Below are 15,437 nucleotides of genomic sequence, written 5' to 3'. Positions count from 1 at the left end.
CATCCTTATCGAATTAAATGTCCTAGTTTCGACCATCTAATACTATCTGTTTTTCCATTCCAACTCATCCAAACTAAAAATGCTTTACCCCGTAAGTATTCATCCGATACAAATCCCCAATAACGACTATCTGCGCTATCATCACGATTATCACCCATCATAAAATACTGCCCTTTAGGGACTTCTATTTCAAAATCATAAGCAGCCACATCAGGGCGAACATAAATATCATGCTCAACGCCATTAAGATTTTCACGATACTTATTAACTGCTCTACCTGAACTCTCATCGATTGTCCGTTCAACAAAAGTTTGTTTCATCTCTTTACCATTGATAGTTAGTACTTTGTTATGATAAGCAACTTTGTCACCTGGGACTCCAATTACACGTTTTATGTAATCATAAGTTGGATCAGGTGGCCAACGAAAAACAGCAATTTCTCCACGCTTAGGGTTAGCAATAGGAATAAATTTTTTCTCTATCACAGGAAGACGAAGCCCATAAGCAAATTTGTTAACAGCTAAAAAATCACCTACTAATAAAGTTGGCTCTAAAGAGCCGGATGGTATTCTAAAAGGCTCAATTAAAAATGAGCGCAATAGTAAAACAATAAAAAAAACTGGAAAAAATGAGCGTGCATATTCAATAATTTTGTTAGGTTTCTGATTAGGCGCTCTTTTCTTTTCCCAAACTAAGATATCTAATAGATAAATAATACCGCTCACAAATGAAAGAATAACTAATAATAGAGCAAAATTCATATTTATTTTCCTAATAAAAAATTAACCTAGGAAACTTACATAAAAGTTCATTAACTGTTATTTAAACGATTACTTTTTTCTATCTGTTTGAAATACAGCCATAAATGCTTCCTGTGGTATTTCAACGTGACCAACTTGCTTCATGCGCTTTTTACCTGCTTTTTGCTTTTCAAGTAGCTTACGTTTCCGAGTTATATCACCGCCATAGCACTTTGCAGTTACATTCTTACGTAGGGCTTTGACAGTCTGGCGAGCAATGATATGACTTCCTAGCGCAGCTTGAATAGCGACATCAAACATTTGTCTTGGTATTAATTCTCGCATTTTATCTGTTAGTGCTCTACCTCGAGATTGGGCAGCACTACGATGCACAATTACCGCCAACGCATCGACCTTTTCGCCATTAATAAGCACATCTAATTTCACTAAATCTGCCTCATCAAAACGTAAAAAATTATAATCCAATGAAGCATAACCTCTACTGACTGATTTTAAGCGGTCAAAAAAGTCTGACACAACCTCACTCATCGGTAAATCATAAGTAACAGAGACCTGACGTCCACTATAAGTCATATTGACTTGCACCCCTCGCCTTTCGATACATAAGGTAATTATTTGTCCTAAGTAATCATTTGGCACTAAAATATTGGCTCGAACAATAGGCTCAAACATTTGTTTGACTTGTTGCGTGGGCGGTAATTGAGATGGGTTATCAATCATCAATGTTTCACCCTTTGTAGTAATGACTTTATAAACGACAGTAGGTGCAGTTGAAATTAAATCAAGATTGTACTCTCGCTCTAAGCGCTCTTGCACAATCTCCATATGAAGCATGCCTAAAAACCCACAGCGAAAACCGAAACCTAGCGCCTCTGATGATTCAGGTTCATAAAATAGCGATGCGTCATTTAAACTTAATTTAGCTAACGCCTCACGAAATGCTTCAAAATCATCGGCGCTAATTGGAAAAAGTCCTGCGTAAACTTGCGGTTTTACGCGTTTAAATCCGGGAAGCGGCTCTTTTGCTTGAAATTTTTCCAAGGTTAGCGTATCCCCTACTGGTGCACCGTGAATATCTTTAATTCCAGCAACAACATAACCTACCTCACCAGCCTGTAAAATATCTTTTTTTGTCCGCTTAGGTGTAAAAATGCCTATTTGATCAGTTTCATAGGCTCGTCCAGTTGACATAACCCGGATTTTATCCCCTCTGCGTAAAGTCCCATTAACAATACGAACAAGAGAGACCACACCAAGATAGCTGTCAAACCAGGAATCAATGATTAAAGCTTGAAGCGGTATATCCGTATCCCCTTGTGGTGGGGGAATATATTTGACCAGCGCTTCTAATACCTCTTCAACACCACTTCCACTTTTAGCACTTGCATGAATTGCATGATGCGCTTCAAGACCAATAATATCTTCGATTTCATTAATCACGCGCTCAGGCTCTGCTTGCGGCAAATCAATCTTATTAAGCACAGGTAAAACTTCCAAATTCTGCTCAATAGCTGTGTAACACACAGCAACTGTCTGCGCTTCTACGCCTTGAGCGGCATCAACCACTAAAATAGCTCCCTCGCAGGCAGCAAGAGATCGAGATACTTCATAACTAAAATCAACGTGGCCAGGGGTATCAATAAAATTCAGTAAATATGTCTTACCATCCCGTGCTTTATAATTTAAAGAAACGCATTGCGCTTTAATGGTGATGCCTCGTTCACGCTCAATATCCATTGAGTCAAGAACCTGCTCAGCCATCTCACGTTCGGTTAAGCCACCACAAATTTGGATAAATCGATCAGCTAGTGTGGATTTGCCATGATCAATATGAGCAATAATTGAAAAATTACGAATTCGCGCTAAGTCGCTCAATTGAAAAAACCTATTATTAAAAATGGTCCTATTCTAGCTTATTAATTGGCTTGCAGAAAGACTGTTTTACAGTGTATTTAGTTTTATACTAAATAAAGTCCATAAGAGCCATTGTTGTCACTAAATTTCTTGCATAAAATATCTTTTTTAAATAGAAGGAATACCATGCGTTTAATTTTAGCATTTAGTTTTACCCTACTTACTTTTTTTAATTCTTATAACAGTTATGCTGATCAAGCGCTTATTGAACGTCCAGATGTACAAAAATTTGTTGATTTTATGGTTAAAACGCATGGTTTTAACAAACATTATATTATGCAAGTGATAAAGGATGTACAAATTCAACCACAGATCATTGAGTCAATGGAAAAACCTTATGAGAAAAAACCTTGGGATATATATAAACAACTCTTTTTAACTCAGCAACGTATTCAGGGCGGTATTGAATTCTGGAGGGCAAATCAACAGACTTTGATGCAAGCTGAGAAACAGTATCACGTTCCTGCCAGTGTTATCGTTGCTATCATTGGTATTGAGACTTTATATGGTAAACATCAGGGAAACTACCGTGTACTTGATGCCTTAGCGACTTTAGCCTTCAATTATCCAAAACGCTCTGCCTTCTTTACTAAAGAACTTTCTGAATATTTATTGCTTTGCCGCGAACATAACGTACCACCTACTCAATATTTTGGTTCTTACGCAGGTGCGATGGGTAAACCTCAATTTATGCCAAGCAGTTATCGCTATTATGCAGCAGACTTTTCAGGAAATACTAAAAAAGATCTCATGAATGATGATCAGGCTGTTATTGCCAGTGTTGCTAATTATTTTCACAAACATGGTTGGAATTTACATCAAGACGTTGCTCTACCAGCACGAGTTACTAGTAGTAACCTAGTTAAGCGAATTAACACAAATTACAAGGATGCTGTTTATGCACCTAAACAACTTTTAGCAGCTGGCGTTCAGCCATTAGCTAAAATTAAAATTCAACCTAATAAAGTTGGCTTAATTGCTCTCGATACAGCTAAAGGTGCTGAATACTGGCTTACTTATCCCAATTTTTATGTTATTACTCGTTATAATAGTAGCCCGCAATATGCGCTTGCTGTTTATTTACTTGCCCAAGAATTACAGCATCAATGGGTGAATTTAACGATGAAAAAATCAGCTTATGTTTAGTTCAATAGACTTCTTCGGAAACTCGCTATAGAGAGTGCAGTGCGAGGAGACACGGAGCGCAGAACCGAAATGTACACTGAGTACATGAGGATTCGAGCACCGTATCAACAAAGCAATGCGCCTCTGTAGTAGAGTTTCTAAAAAGTCTACTCTAAAAGAGTTGAAGGAACTCTCTTAGCGCTAATGGCTGCGTAATACTAAACCTTTAAAGCTATTTTGGTCATTTTAAATTTTCTCGGTACACTTTTTTTGATACAGTACCGATAAACGAACAAGGATGAGTGTGTCTACCTGTTTTCTATTTATAAAATATTTAACTGATGAAGGCTGTCTAAGCTTAAGTTTAAATGCACAGGGTAATCTTGACGCACCATTGGCTCAACGTAGCTTCATGGAAATTCAACAGTTGCAATCCACTTCTACAAAAGTAATCGCCGTTGCTCCCTCAGAATATTTTAGTTTTCATCAGGTAGAGTTAGCCTGGCTACCAGAAAAAAAAGCTCGCGCTGCAATTCCTTATGCTTTAGAAGAAAAATTAGCAGAAAATGTTGAAGAATTACACTTTAGTTTCGATAAGCAATATTACCATCAAGGCCATTACTTAGTAGTGGTCTGTAAAAAGAGTTATTTAACCCAAATTATTTCTCAACTTGATAATAATGGTATTCGCTTTAACTCTTTTACCCTTGACTGGTTTGCCTTAGAGAATAAAGAAGCGTGTCTTATTAATAATAATCTATTAGTTCATGATGATTTAGCCTTTAACGGCTTATTAAATTTAGAATTAGCAAAAGTCTATCTAAAACAACTACCAGCAGACTTAACTGTTTATATTTTTGATGAAAATCCAGCCATAACCATACCTCAATCATTATTCATTAATGAAGACCCTTTAGTATGGATTGCTAAACGTCTACAAACTCATCACCTGCTTAATTTGTGTCAGGGACCCTTTAGTCATAACCCAACTACTAGCAAAGTAAAAAAATGGTATTATGCCGCTGCTACTATGACACTATTATGGTTAATTAGTTTACTGACGCTTACAGGCCTTAAGATTCACTCGCTTAATACCAAATTAACTGCCGTAGATAGTCAAATTTCTACCATTTATCGCCAATTTTTTCCTCAAGCACAACAAGTTATTAGTCCTCGGTTTCGTATCAGCCAATTACTTAAAGGCCACAGTAACACTGATAATAATTTTTGGGTTTTACTAAACGAATTAACAGAAGCGCTTACTAGTAATAATTCAACCATTGAACAATTAAGATTTCAAAATCAAATAATGCAAATAACTGTCATCAGCAATGATTTTAATTCGCTTGAAGGATTACAAACTAGCCTGCAACGCAAACGAATTAACGTACGACAAACCCAAGCCTCCTCCAAAGATGGCCGGGTTGTAGGGGTTTTGGAGCTAAGTCTATGATGAATTATTGGAATAACTTAAATGAGCGAGAAAGGTGGCTAGTAGGATTAGGACTTACTTGTGTAATCATTTATCTATTTTATTTATTAATCTATTCACCCATTACATCCGCTGTGAGTGAGAAAGAAAAGCGACTTAAAGAAAAACGTGAAACGTTAGTTTGGATGCAACAAGTCAGGCAACAATTACCTAATAGTCAACATTTACAAGCTGTTTCTAGTAGTAAATTATTGAGCATTATTGCTACTGAATTAACTAGTCAAAATCAAAAATTCCAAAAATTACCTTATCAATTGCAGCAAACAAGCCAGGGTGATATTCAACTATCTTTTGATGCGGTTCCCTATAAGCTTTTTTTAGTTTGGTTATGGCAATTAAATAGCCGTTATGCAATAACCTTAAAACAAGTCATGATTGAAAGAACAAGCACGCCTGGCTTGGTTAAACTAACGGTTATTATTGCAAGCAAAGCGGCTTAAATTAATGTGAACTCGAACCCGATACAAAAGCTATCAAATAGCTTTATGTCGAATCTGTTTATTCTTGATAACGTTCGTTTAGCGATATAAAAGAGCTTTTAGCTCTTTTATATCGAACTCACGTTAATTAATCACTAGCCGAACTTTGAATTGAGCTCCAATCTTTTATATTTGCTCCTTGCTTTAGCTCTGGAGGTAGATTATTTAAAGCATTCTCTGCTTCTTGTTTACTTGAGTAACTACCGTATAAACCTTTATAATAATCTCTACCATCACGCTGATATTTAATTTCTGCCATACGATCATGCTTAGGCGCTAGATGTAATTTCTTGGCAACTTGAGCTGGCTTTTCTTCATCTGCAAGTTCAATGGTATATCCTAGTGGATTCTGACTACTGACCCAACTCCTATCACGGTCTTTAGCTCTGGTTGGTGAATGATAAGCACCAACATGATAAGATTCTGGTACTTTTACCTCACGGGTAGAAGACAGCATATTATTATCATTAATATCATTATACTCCTTATAGTTTACACCTTGTGAGTATATTTGTGAGTAATACCTCATATCATCATATCCGGAATAAGTATAAGCTGCTGGATAGGGCGTATCTGTTATCCGTACACAAGAGGCTAGCATACTTAAACCAACATAAATGACTAAGCGAGAATTCATAGCCTACCCTCCCTTTATCTGTATGGGGATATACCCTAGACTTTCCTTATCCTTATATCTGCTCTATTTAAAAAAACTTTAATCTAATAGATTGTAAGGCGGCGTAAACAGACCATTGGTGAAATGGTTAATTATTTTATTACTGCCACTTCGGTAAAAGTTACCCATGTCGGCTTTGAAAATATTTTATTGAAATATTACAGCCAGAAGCAGCAAACTTATTAGATTATTTAAGACAATGTATCTACCAACATGTTATGACTCACAAGAGGCACGTATCTTCGAATACGGCGGTCAGACAGTAGTACTTCGCTTATTTGAAGCAATCAGCTTAAATCCAGGTGCTCTCCTAGATCATAAAAATAGAAAATTATATCAAAACGCAACGGATGAAAATACCGCCCTTCGTATCGTATGTGATTATATTGCCAATATGACAGACGAATATGCACACCGTATGCATGAACGGCTTTTTGGATTTAATACTCGAATCATTTTTGAGCGGTTATAAGCAACGTTGGCTTAATGTAAAAGAGCCAAAGTGGTCCAACTTACTGCCCTTATAAACTATTAACGATCTTTAGTAATTCTTCCTGATTTTCCTTGGTTTTTTTCATTATCTCATCTAGCTCTCTTTGCATAGTTCCTGGTGCTTGAATAGGATTGAATTGCGTAGCTGTAACTCTGTTCTGCACGAAAAAAGTAAACATCTGCGCTTGTATCCCTTGCTTGTTTAGAATCTTAACCTCTTCTTCATTTACCATTGCAGGATAAGTCATCCTAACAGCTTGTACAAACCAATTTCCAGCAGCCCTTACGCAGAAATCACCATCGCTTAGTTGGGAATAAATTTTTCCGAAAGTCATTTTGGACAGGATATCGGTGCGAGCTCTGGGATTATAAACGGCCATTTGAATAACAAAATTTAATAATGCATTTTTTTCCTTGGGATGAGAATCAAGTAGTAATTGAAAATTATATAAGGCCTCTTCACTCTCCTTACTATCGCCGTACTTAAGTAAGGTTATTGCTAGATCATATACACTTTTCATAAGTGACTCAGAAAGAACCGTTTTTGATAATAGCCTTTGTACTTTATCTCTTAGCGCACGGCATGATGCTAGAGTTTGTTTTGCTTCTTCACTAAATTCGCTTTGTGTATGCATGTTAGTGAATAGATCCTTCTCTTCTAATTGATCAAGTTCTTCAATATCAAATGCATAATCGTCTAATACCAAGAGTCTTTTTTTTGGAATTTCATTTACTGCTGTGCCATAAGCAAATGTTTCATCATTCTTATATCCCTTCCCTGCTTTGGTATTTGTTATCTTACGCTTTTTTCTTGTATTGGTAGGTTCTGTTTTCCGCTTCATAATATCACCCTTTTAGATTAAATTTAGATCAATTTTATCAATTTATTTATAAATTATCAATATAAAGAGCAGTTTCAGGAAATGGTTAAGAATAACATTAAAGTTTTATTAAGCTTAAATGGATGATTTTTAGAATAAATTGATAGACGAAAGGCAAAATAAACTTTAGATGAAAATACTTGGTATTATTTATTTAAAATAAAGGATATTAACTATAGAGTTTTATTAATAATTCCAACAAAGTTGGCGTCCCCAAGGGGATTCGAACCCCTGTTACCGCCGTGAAAGGGCGATGTCCTAGGCCTCTAGACGATGGGGACCTAAAACTATTAAAATATATAAAGCTTACCTACGCCAAAATGGCGTCCCCAAGGGGATTCGAACCCCTGTTACCGCCGTGAAAGGGCGATGTCCTAGGCCTCTAGACGATGGGGACCTAAGTTTTTCCCACCAAAAACTAACGTTAATGGTGGTGGAGCTAGGCGGGATCGAACCGCCGACCTCTTGCATGCCATGCAAGCGCTCTCCCAGCTGAGCTATAGCCCCAAAAGAGATTGGCAGTTTAATGAGGCTCTAACGGACTGTCAAGAAATTTTTGAAAAATCTTATTGATAATACCGCTTAGTTAGAGTAGGTATAGATTGAACTTACAATTGTATGAATTCATAAAACTAATGATTCATCTGATTTCAATGCTTAGCTTTACTTTAATATCTATTTAGAAGAGGTGCTGGATCAAGCCGTAATTTATTTTGCAACAAGTCGTTTCTTTTTATTAGCTTTATTGTATTGTTTCCAGTCTTTATCTTTTGCAAATACAAAATTAGCAGCTTCTTCAATAAAAAATCCAACATCACTAATATTTGCCCACTCACAATAATCAGTTATTTTATTAAAGATATCGCTATTAATTTCTACTTTAATCTTTTCTTTTTTTTGTAAACGGGTTTTATCAATAATAGGCATATTTAATTCTCCATAATTGATATTAATAAATTAAAAAATGTTAACAAAAAATTTTGAAATTGCAAATTGTAAAATTAACCCTTATGAGATTAAATTTTCAATAGTCAATGATAAAAAAGTAAAAGCAAACTATGCAATTAACTGAATAGAAGGTTTTAAGTGAGCATACTAATATATTTAAAATTTTAATCCTCTAATAAAGCCTATTTAAAAAAATTTCTTTCGATTAAAATGCTCTTTTACGACTTGTTATACTATAAAATATGAATTCTTTTTGTCCTTGTGGCTCATCATACTCTTATTTAGACTGCTGTGGACTTTATATTGAACAAGGCCAGGCAGCGCCTACTCCAGAAAAACTTATGCGTTCTCGCTACACAGCATACACTAAAGCAAATATTGACTATATTAAGGCAACTATGTATGGAAAGCCTTTAAGCAATTTTAATGAAGTTGAAGCTCAAAATTGGGCGAAACAGGTTAGATGGATTGGCTTAGAAATCATTAATACGTATCCTGAAGTTAAGCAAGATGACTGCAAGTTTGTCGAATTTATTGCTTCCTATGAATTAAACGGGAAGACACAATACATTCATGAAAAAAGTGAATTTCGTAAATTTCAGGGTAAATGGTTTTACACTGATTCTTTAAAACCGAGCAAATTAAGAAAAACTCCTATTTCCCGCAATAAGCCCTGCCCCTGTGGAAGTAATAAAAAATATAAAAACTGCCATGGGCGTGAAAGTTAGCATTATTAGACTTCTTTCGAAACTCGCTGCGCGCTAAGTTGCAGGTTGCGCCAGCGCGCAGAACCGGAGTGTACATAGAGTACATGAGGATTCGAGCACTGCCGCGGCCTGCAAATTGGCCGTTGCAGTAGAGTTTAGAAAGAAGTCTATTGCTTAATAAAGAATGCAAAATGATAATTATACAATTTTACAAAAGTACCATCCGACTCAAATTGGGTTAATAGTGCATTAATCTTATCGAGATTATCTTTGTTATCAACTCGACTTAAGATACCAATTCCACTAGCAAAATTGATGCAGGTATTAATAAGTTTTACATAATTTGGGAAACGATGCAGTAGATACATGGCCGTATAATTATTCATAAAAATTGCGTCAACTTTCCCATTATACAATGCATCAAATAAATCCATTTGATCATGATAATCTACAATAGTCATACTTAAAGCCCCATTTTGTCTTAAGTATTCACCATATCCACGGCCAGCTAAAACGCCAACTTTTTTATTCACTAGAGAAGTTAAATCAGCTATTTGCGTATTTGATTTTAGTGTTACAAACGTACCAGCACTTAATAAATAAGGCAGGCTAAAAAGTAGATTTGGATTTTCTAAAGGCGTAATAACGATTCCACTTACTGCATAATCAATATCGCGATTAATAAGTGCTGTTAATAAATTATTGTAATCTTTGAAAGCAACAAATTTACATTGCCAATTTAATTTATTACAAATATTTGTCATTAGCTCAATATCAAACCCTGCAGCAACAAGATGCTGATCATTTGTAACGAATGGCGGGTCAAACTCTAAGGTCCCTATTTTAACTACTGCAAAAGTAGTGGAACTAAAAGTAGAAATATAAAAAAATACACCAAAGAGTAATTTTTTTATCATAAGAGGTTTTATAGTTTACTTTTCTTTAAATATAGCTAATTTTCTCTAAAGTAATTAGATAGCTCTTTGTAGAGCTTTATCTTTGCGACATTTTAATTTTATTTAAAGACTATTTTTATGCAAAAAATTATTTTGGTTTTAATCTATTAATGACTTAACTGTGGAATACTATAACTATAAAAGTGATACTTACTGCAGTACTAAAAAATTTCTTTTAGTCAATTAGACTAGTGGTTTTAAGCTTTGTTTTAAAAAGGATTTCTCATCTATCTACAAGTTATCCACAAGTTTTTTACAGGAAAAACACAATATATAGTTAACAAAAGTTAAACATAACGCTATATGTTGTGTTTGTGCTATACTTAAGTTATGATTTCTTCATTAAATAGAATGGAGAACCTATGTCAGAACAAACGGTAGATACTATGCCTTATATCAATCAAATTGAGCTAACTACAAATGCGCCAGGCGTACTTAAAGTAATTAAACGCAATGGCAAAGTAGTTAGTTATGATGACAGTAAAATTAAAGTAGCTATTACCAAGGCATTTATTGCTGAAGAAGGCAATAATGCAGTAGCATCTAATCGTATTCATCAACAAATTGAGGAAATTACTCAACAAATTACATCAGCGCTTAAACGCCGCCAACCTGCAGGCGGGACAATTCATATTGAAGATATTCAAGATCAAGTTGAATTGGCATTGATGCGCAATCACCACTATAAAGTAGCTCGTGCTTATGTCCTTTATCGAGAAGAACATCGAAAAGCGCGCGAAGCTGCAAAACAACAACAAGCCAAAGATAGTAAAGTTCCACTAATCATAATGCCTGATGGTGAAGCTAGACCATTAGACATGACCAGAGTAAACACCATTGTACAAGAAGCCTGCCGTGATCTCGAAAATGTTAATCCTGATCCTGTTGTTAAAGATGCCCTACGTAATCTTTATAACCAAGCAAAACTAGAAGATGTACATCGTGCACTCATTATGGCTGCGCGTACTTTAGTAGAAAAAGAGCCAAACTATACTTATGTTACAGCGCGTTTACTGCTCGATAGTTTACGCAGCGAAGCTTTAAATAAACTCAACATTCAGACTGAAGCAACCTTTGATGAAATGGCCAAGCTTTATCCTTCTTATTTCAAAGTGTTTATTGGACAAGGGATTAAGCAAGGGATACTTGATAGCAAATTAGGTGAATTTAATTTAGATAAATTGGCCAAGGCTTTATTGCCACAACGAGATATGAAGTTTACTTATCTAAGTTTACAAACACTCTATGATCGTTATTTTATTCATGAAAGTGGCATACGCTATGAATTACCACAAGCCTTTTTTATGCGAGTGGCCATGGGACTTGCTATTCGTGAGCAAGACAAAGAAGAAAAAGCAATTGAATTTTATTTACTGCTATCTTCATTTGACTATATGTCTTCTACACCTACTCTTTTTAATTCAGGTACTGTTAGGCCGCAATTATCGAGTTGCTATCTAACGACTGTTCCAGATCATCTAGATGGCATCTACAGCGCCATTAAAGATAACGCTTTATTGTCTAAATTTGCCGGTGGCTTAGGTAATGATTGGACACCAGTGCGTGCTATGGGATCTCATATTAAAGGCACTAATGGTAAATCCCAAGGTGTTGTGCCTTTCTTAAATGTTGTTAATGCCACAGCTGTTGCAGTGAATCAAGGCGGCAAGCGTAAGGGAGCTGTATGTGCATATCTTGAATGCTGGCATCGTGATGTTGAAGAATTTCTTGAGCTACGTAAAAACACAGGTGATGATAGACGTCGTACTCATGATATGAATACAGCGGTTTGGATTCCTGACTTATTTATGAAGCGTGTTCATGAAGAAGGCCAATGGACACTTTTCTCACCTGATGAAGTACCTGATTTACATGAAGTATATGGTCAAGCTTTTGAAGCAGCTTATGTGAGGGCGGAAGCAAAAACAGCGCGTGGTGAAATAAAAAATTCTAAGACGATTGCCGCTGTAACATTATGGCGTAAAATGCTATCGATGTTATTTGAAACTGGCCACCCATGGCTTACCTTTAAAGATCCCTGTAATTTACGCTCTCCTCAACAGCATGCTGGTGTTGTTCATAGTTCAAATCTTTGTACAGAGATTACTCTAAATACCTCAGTCAATGAAATAGCAGTTTGCAATTTAGGCAGCTTAAACTTACCAGCGCATTTAACGGATGGCAAACTTGATGAAGAGAAGTTAAAACGCACCATTAAAACAGCAATTCGAATGTTAGATAACGTGATTGACATTAATTTTTATTCTGTCCCGCAAGCACGTAATTCTAACTTAAAACATCGTCCAATCGGCCTAGGGTTAATGGGTTTTCAAGATGCGCTATATGAACTGAAACTTAATTACACTTCACAAGAGGCGGTAGAATTTGCTGATGTTTCTATGGAAATGATTAGCTATTACGCGATAGAAGCATCTTGTGAACTCGCTCAAGAACGAGGTAGCTATTCAAGTTATGAAGGCTCATTATGGAGTAAAGGTATTCTACCTATTGATTCTATTAATTTATTACAACAATCGCGTGATAAATATTTAGAGCAAGATAGATCGCAACGCATGGATTGGGAAAGCTTAAGAATTAAAGTTCGCACCCAAGGCATGCGTAACTCAAATGTCATGGCTATTGCACCAACAGCAACAATTTCTAACATTTGCGGTGTTTCACAATCTATTGAGCCTACTTATCAGAACTTATATGTAAAATCTAACCTTTCAGGCGAGTTCACTGTTATTAATCCCTATTTAGTTGCTGAATTAAAAGCATTAAACTTATGGGATGAAGTCATGGTTAATGACTTAAAATACTTCAATGGCAGTGTGCAGCCAATTAATCGAATTCCAGCAGAGCTTAAAGCACGCTATGCTACTGCTTTTGAAGTAGATCCAATGTGGTTAATTGAAGCTGCGTCAAGACGGCAAAAATGGATTGATCAAGCACAATCTTTAAATATTTATATGGCTAAACCGTCTGGTAAAAAGCTTGATCAACTATATAAACAAGCATGGTTACGTGGCTTAAAAACAACTTATTACTTACGTAGTTTAGGGGCTAGTAATGCTGAAAAATCAACTATTCATGATGGCGCTTTAAATGCAGTAAAGATCGAAGAACCTAAAGTATGTTCAATACTCGATCCAGACTGCGAAGCTTGCCAATAGGAGGAAAATAAATGGCAGAGTTAATTGAGCAAACTATTACTGACAAAAATGTGTTACATGCCACAGGCCTAGAGCCACTTGAGATGGGCGCTAGCCGTATTCAAGTCGATGATAAGCAAATTATCAACTGCCGAGCTGATTTAAATCAGCTCGTCCCTTTTAAATACACCTGGGCTTGGGATAAATACTTAACAGCTTGTGCAAATCATTGGATGCCTAATGAAATTAACATGAGCCCTGACGTTGCATTATGGAAAGATCCTAATGGTTTAACAGAAGATGAGCGATTAATTATTCTTCGTAACCTAGGATTTTTCTCAACAGCAGACTCATTAGTTGCAAACAATTTAGTCTTAGCAGTTTATCGCCATATTACCAATCCTGAATGCCGACAATATTTATTAAGGCAAGCATTTGAAGAAGCACTTCATACGCACGCTTATCAATATATTATTGAGAGTCTAGGTTTAAATGAAGCCGCTGTATTTAATATGTATCGTGAAATTCCCTCAGTTGCTAAAAAAGCAGCATGGGCGCTTCCATTTACTCAAAGCTTAAGTGATCCTAATTTTCATACAGGTACGCCAGAAAATGATCAACGCTTATTACGCGATTTAATTGCTTTTTATGTTGTTTTTGAGGGTATTTTCTTTTATGTAGGATTTACACAAATTCTTTCAATGGGCCGCCGTAATAAGATGGTTGGAACCTCTGAACAGTTCCAATATATTTTACGTGATGAATCCATGCACATGAATTTTGGTATTGATGTGATTAATCAAATCAAAATTGAAAATCCTCATTTATGGACACCTGAATTTAAAGAAGAGATTATTCAATTAATTAAAGAAGGCGTTGAGCTTGAATATACTTACGCTAAAGATACCATGCCCCATGGTATTTTAGGTATGAATGCCGATATGTTTGAAGAGTACCTTCAGTTTATAGCCAATCGACGCTTAAACCAAATTGGTTTACCTGAGCAATATCCAGGGGCTGAGAATCCATTTCCGTGGATGAGTGAAATCATGGATTTAAAAAAAGAGAAAAACTTTTTTGAAACGCGCGTCATTGAGTACCAAGCGGGTGGAACATTAAGCTGGGATGATGAGTAAATTTCATTAGAGCTCTTGCATAACTTGTAGATTTTACTTTAGTGCAAGGCGCAAAGGTTTCGAGGAGCAAAGTTTACAAGAAGTAAATGAGCACCGCAGAAACGTTTGTAACGCAGCAATAAAGTAAAAGATGCTGGTTATGCAAGAGCTCTATTATATAAAGCTGCTATGGAGATGAATAGCAGCTTGTTTCATAACACTATCCATCAATACTAGACAAGCCGCAACTAAAAAAGTAATGAATAATATGCAACAGGTTACTATTTATCATAATCCACTTTGCTCAAAGTCGAGGAAAGCCTTAGAAATACTACAGGATGAAGGTCTTGAACCTATAATTATTGAATATTTAAAAACGCCACTTACTTTAGAGCAATTAAGGAGTTTGCGTTCTCATTTCAAACTTGAAGATTTTGTGCGAACAACAGAGAAGCGCTTTAAAGATTTGGGCCTATCACTGGATGAAGAAGCAAAAATTCTACAGACTATGGTAAAAGAGCCTATATTAATGCAACGCCCTATTGTTACATTTAAAGATAAAACAGTGATTGGGCGGCCGCCTGAAAAAATTTTAGAACTGTTTGATTAAATGGTTTAATATTTTGACGTTATAGAAAGAGAGCTTCGCTTCTTTCATAGGGCATTGTTGTTGTATTAATAAGAAAAATTATTTGAGATAGCCAAAAACGATTAAGTAGCCTGGGTAAAGGACATA

At 35.9% G+C, this 15,437-nt stretch carries 13 protein-coding genes, 3 tRNA genes and 1 pseudogene; 8 read left to right on the top strand and 9 right to left on the bottom strand.

What is annotated here, in order from left to right; genetic code table 11:
• Positions 1–5: 5 nt before the first annotated feature.
• Both lepB and lepA read right to left on the bottom strand, forming a co-directional pair.
• Positions 6–761: a signal peptidase I gene (lepB, locus tag ACQUW5_RS08030; protein ID WP_444990713.1), complete on the bottom strand. Its 756-nt coding sequence runs from the start codon at positions 759–761 to the stop codon at positions 6–8.
• Between the two features lie 69 nt (positions 762–830).
• Positions 831–2,660, bottom strand: a complete 1,830-nt coding sequence (gene lepA, locus ACQUW5_RS08025) for a translation elongation factor 4 (RefSeq protein ID WP_444990832.1) — start codon at positions 2,658–2,660, stop codon at positions 831–833.
• 141 nt (positions 2,661–2,801) lie between these two features.
• Between lepA and mltB the strand changes: the two genes are divergently transcribed.
• The 3 genes from mltB to ACQUW5_RS08010 all read left to right on the top strand — a co-directional run bounded on the left by mltB (position 2,802) and on the right by ACQUW5_RS08010 (position 5,732).
• A complete protein-coding gene (gene mltB, locus ACQUW5_RS08020; RefSeq protein ID WP_444990712.1) occupies positions 2,802–3,821 on the top strand; it encodes a lytic murein transglycosylase B in 1,020 nt (339 codons plus the stop codon).
• Positions 3,822–4,104: 283 nt separating this feature from the next.
• A complete protein-coding gene (gene gspL / locus ACQUW5_RS08015; protein WP_444990711.1) occupies positions 4,105–5,253 on the top strand; it encodes a type II secretion system protein GspL in 1,149 nt (382 codons plus the stop codon).
• Positions 5,250–5,732, top strand: coding sequence for a type II secretion system protein M (locus ACQUW5_RS08010; protein ID WP_444990710.1), 483 nt, complete (start codon positions 5,250–5,252; stop codon positions 5,730–5,732). Before gspL ends, ACQUW5_RS08010 begins: the two co-directional genes overlap by 4 nt.
• A 127-nt stretch (positions 5,733–5,859) precedes the next feature.
• Here ACQUW5_RS08010 and ACQUW5_RS08005 read toward each other — a convergent pair whose 3' ends face one another.
• Positions 5,860–6,408: an SPOR domain-containing protein gene (locus ACQUW5_RS08005; RefSeq protein ID WP_444990709.1), complete on the bottom strand. Its 549-nt coding sequence runs from the start codon at positions 6,406–6,408 to the stop codon at positions 5,860–5,862.
• A 102-nt stretch (positions 6,409–6,510) separates the two neighbouring features.
• Between ACQUW5_RS08005 and ACQUW5_RS08000 the strand changes: the two are divergent.
• Positions 6,511–6,919: pseudogene (locus ACQUW5_RS08000) on the top strand (anti-phage deoxyguanosine triphosphatase); the annotation flags it as partial.
• 49 nt (positions 6,920–6,968) lie between these two features.
• On the opposite strand, the gene ACQUW5_RS07995 reads toward ACQUW5_RS08000, so the two are convergent.
• The 5 genes from ACQUW5_RS07995 to ACQUW5_RS07975 all read right to left on the bottom strand — a co-directional run bounded on the left by ACQUW5_RS07995 (position 6,969) and on the right by ACQUW5_RS07975 (position 8,747).
• Positions 6,969–7,781, bottom strand: a complete 813-nt coding sequence (locus ACQUW5_RS07995; RefSeq protein WP_444990708.1) for a hypothetical protein — start codon at positions 7,779–7,781, stop codon at positions 6,969–6,971.
• 244 nt (positions 7,782–8,025) lie between these two features.
• A tRNA-Glu gene (locus tag ACQUW5_RS07990) sits at positions 8,026–8,101 on the bottom strand.
• A gap of 40 nt (positions 8,102–8,141) precedes the next feature.
• Positions 8,142–8,217, bottom strand: a tRNA-Glu gene (locus ACQUW5_RS07985).
• A 34-nt stretch (positions 8,218–8,251) separates the two neighbouring features.
• Positions 8,252–8,327, bottom strand: a tRNA-Ala gene (locus ACQUW5_RS07980).
• Positions 8,328–8,528: 201 nt separating this feature from the next.
• On the bottom strand, positions 8,529–8,747 hold the full coding sequence (locus tag ACQUW5_RS07975) for a hypothetical protein (RefSeq protein ID WP_444990707.1): 219 nt from the start codon (positions 8,745–8,747) through the stop codon (positions 8,529–8,531).
• 263 nt (positions 8,748–9,010) lie between these two features.
• Here ACQUW5_RS07975 and ACQUW5_RS07970 point away from each other — a divergent pair, with 263 nt between their 5' ends.
• Positions 9,011–9,496: a YchJ family protein gene (locus ACQUW5_RS07970; RefSeq protein WP_444990706.1), complete on the top strand. Its 486-nt coding sequence runs from the start codon at positions 9,011–9,013 to the stop codon at positions 9,494–9,496.
• 146 nt (positions 9,497–9,642) lie between these two features.
• On the opposite strand, the gene ACQUW5_RS07965 is transcribed toward ACQUW5_RS07970, so the two are convergent.
• The gene (locus ACQUW5_RS07965; protein ID WP_444990705.1) at positions 9,643–10,392 is read right to left on the bottom strand and encodes a transporter substrate-binding domain-containing protein; all 750 of its coding nucleotides are present in this window, start codon (positions 10,390–10,392) and stop codon (positions 9,643–9,645) included.
• 425 nt (positions 10,393–10,817) lie between these two features.
• Here ACQUW5_RS07965 and ACQUW5_RS07960 point away from each other — a divergent pair, with 425 nt between their 5' ends.
• From ACQUW5_RS07960 to arsC, 3 genes are all read left to right on the top strand, one after another.
• Complete coding sequence (locus ACQUW5_RS07960) at positions 10,818–13,607, top strand: ribonucleoside-diphosphate reductase subunit alpha (RefSeq protein WP_444990831.1); 2,790 nt, start codon at positions 10,818–10,820, stop codon at positions 13,605–13,607.
• A gap of 11 nt (positions 13,608–13,618) precedes the next feature.
• On the top strand, positions 13,619–14,722 hold the full coding sequence (locus ACQUW5_RS07955) for a ribonucleotide-diphosphate reductase subunit beta (protein ID WP_444990704.1): 1,104 nt from the start codon (positions 13,619–13,621) through the stop codon (positions 14,720–14,722).
• Positions 14,723–14,969: 247 nt separating this feature from the next.
• A complete protein-coding gene (arsC, locus tag ACQUW5_RS07950) occupies positions 14,970–15,311 on the top strand; it encodes an arsenate reductase (glutaredoxin) (RefSeq protein WP_444990703.1) in 342 nt (113 codons plus the stop codon).
• The last annotated feature ends 126 nt before the right edge of the window (positions 15,312–15,437 follow it).

Source organism: Legionella pelazae (genome assembly GCF_052527395.1).
The sequence above is the reverse complement of the archived record's forward strand: the minus strand, read 5'-3'. Positions and strand labels throughout refer to the sequence as shown.

Coding starts and splice junctions, on each gene's coding strand:
- ACQUW5_RS07995 (WP_444990708.1), bottom strand. CDS start 7,781: ATGAAGCGGAAAACAGAACCTACCAATACAAGAAAAAAGCGTAAGATA.
- ACQUW5_RS07965 (WP_444990705.1), bottom strand. CDS start 10,392: ATGATAAAAAAATTACTCTTTGGTGTATTTTTTTATATTTCTACTTTT.
- lepB (WP_444990713.1), bottom strand. CDS start 761: ATGAATTTTGCTCTATTATTAGTTATTCTTTCATTTGTGAGCGGTATT.
- ACQUW5_RS08010 (WP_444990710.1), top strand. CDS start 5,250: ATGATGAATTATTGGAATAACTTAAATGAGCGAGAAAGGTGGCTAGTA.
- ACQUW5_RS08005 (WP_444990709.1), bottom strand. CDS start 6,408: ATGAATTCTCGCTTAGTCATTTATGTTGGTTTAAGTATGCTAGCCTCT.
- ACQUW5_RS07955 (WP_444990704.1), top strand. CDS start 13,619: ATGGCAGAGTTAATTGAGCAAACTATTACTGACAAAAATGTGTTACAT.
- arsC (WP_444990703.1), top strand. CDS start 14,970: ATGCAACAGGTTACTATTTATCATAATCCACTTTGCTCAAAGTCGAGG.
- ACQUW5_RS07960 (WP_444990831.1), top strand. CDS start 10,818: ATGCCTTATATCAATCAAATTGAGCTAACTACAAATGCGCCAGGCGTA.
- ACQUW5_RS07970 (WP_444990706.1), top strand. CDS start 9,011: ATGAATTCTTTTTGTCCTTGTGGCTCATCATACTCTTATTTAGACTGC.
- mltB (WP_444990712.1), top strand. CDS start 2,802: ATGCGTTTAATTTTAGCATTTAGTTTTACCCTACTTACTTTTTTTAAT.
- ACQUW5_RS07975 (WP_444990707.1), bottom strand. CDS start 8,747: ATGCCTATTATTGATAAAACCCGTTTACAAAAAAAAGAAAAGATTAAA.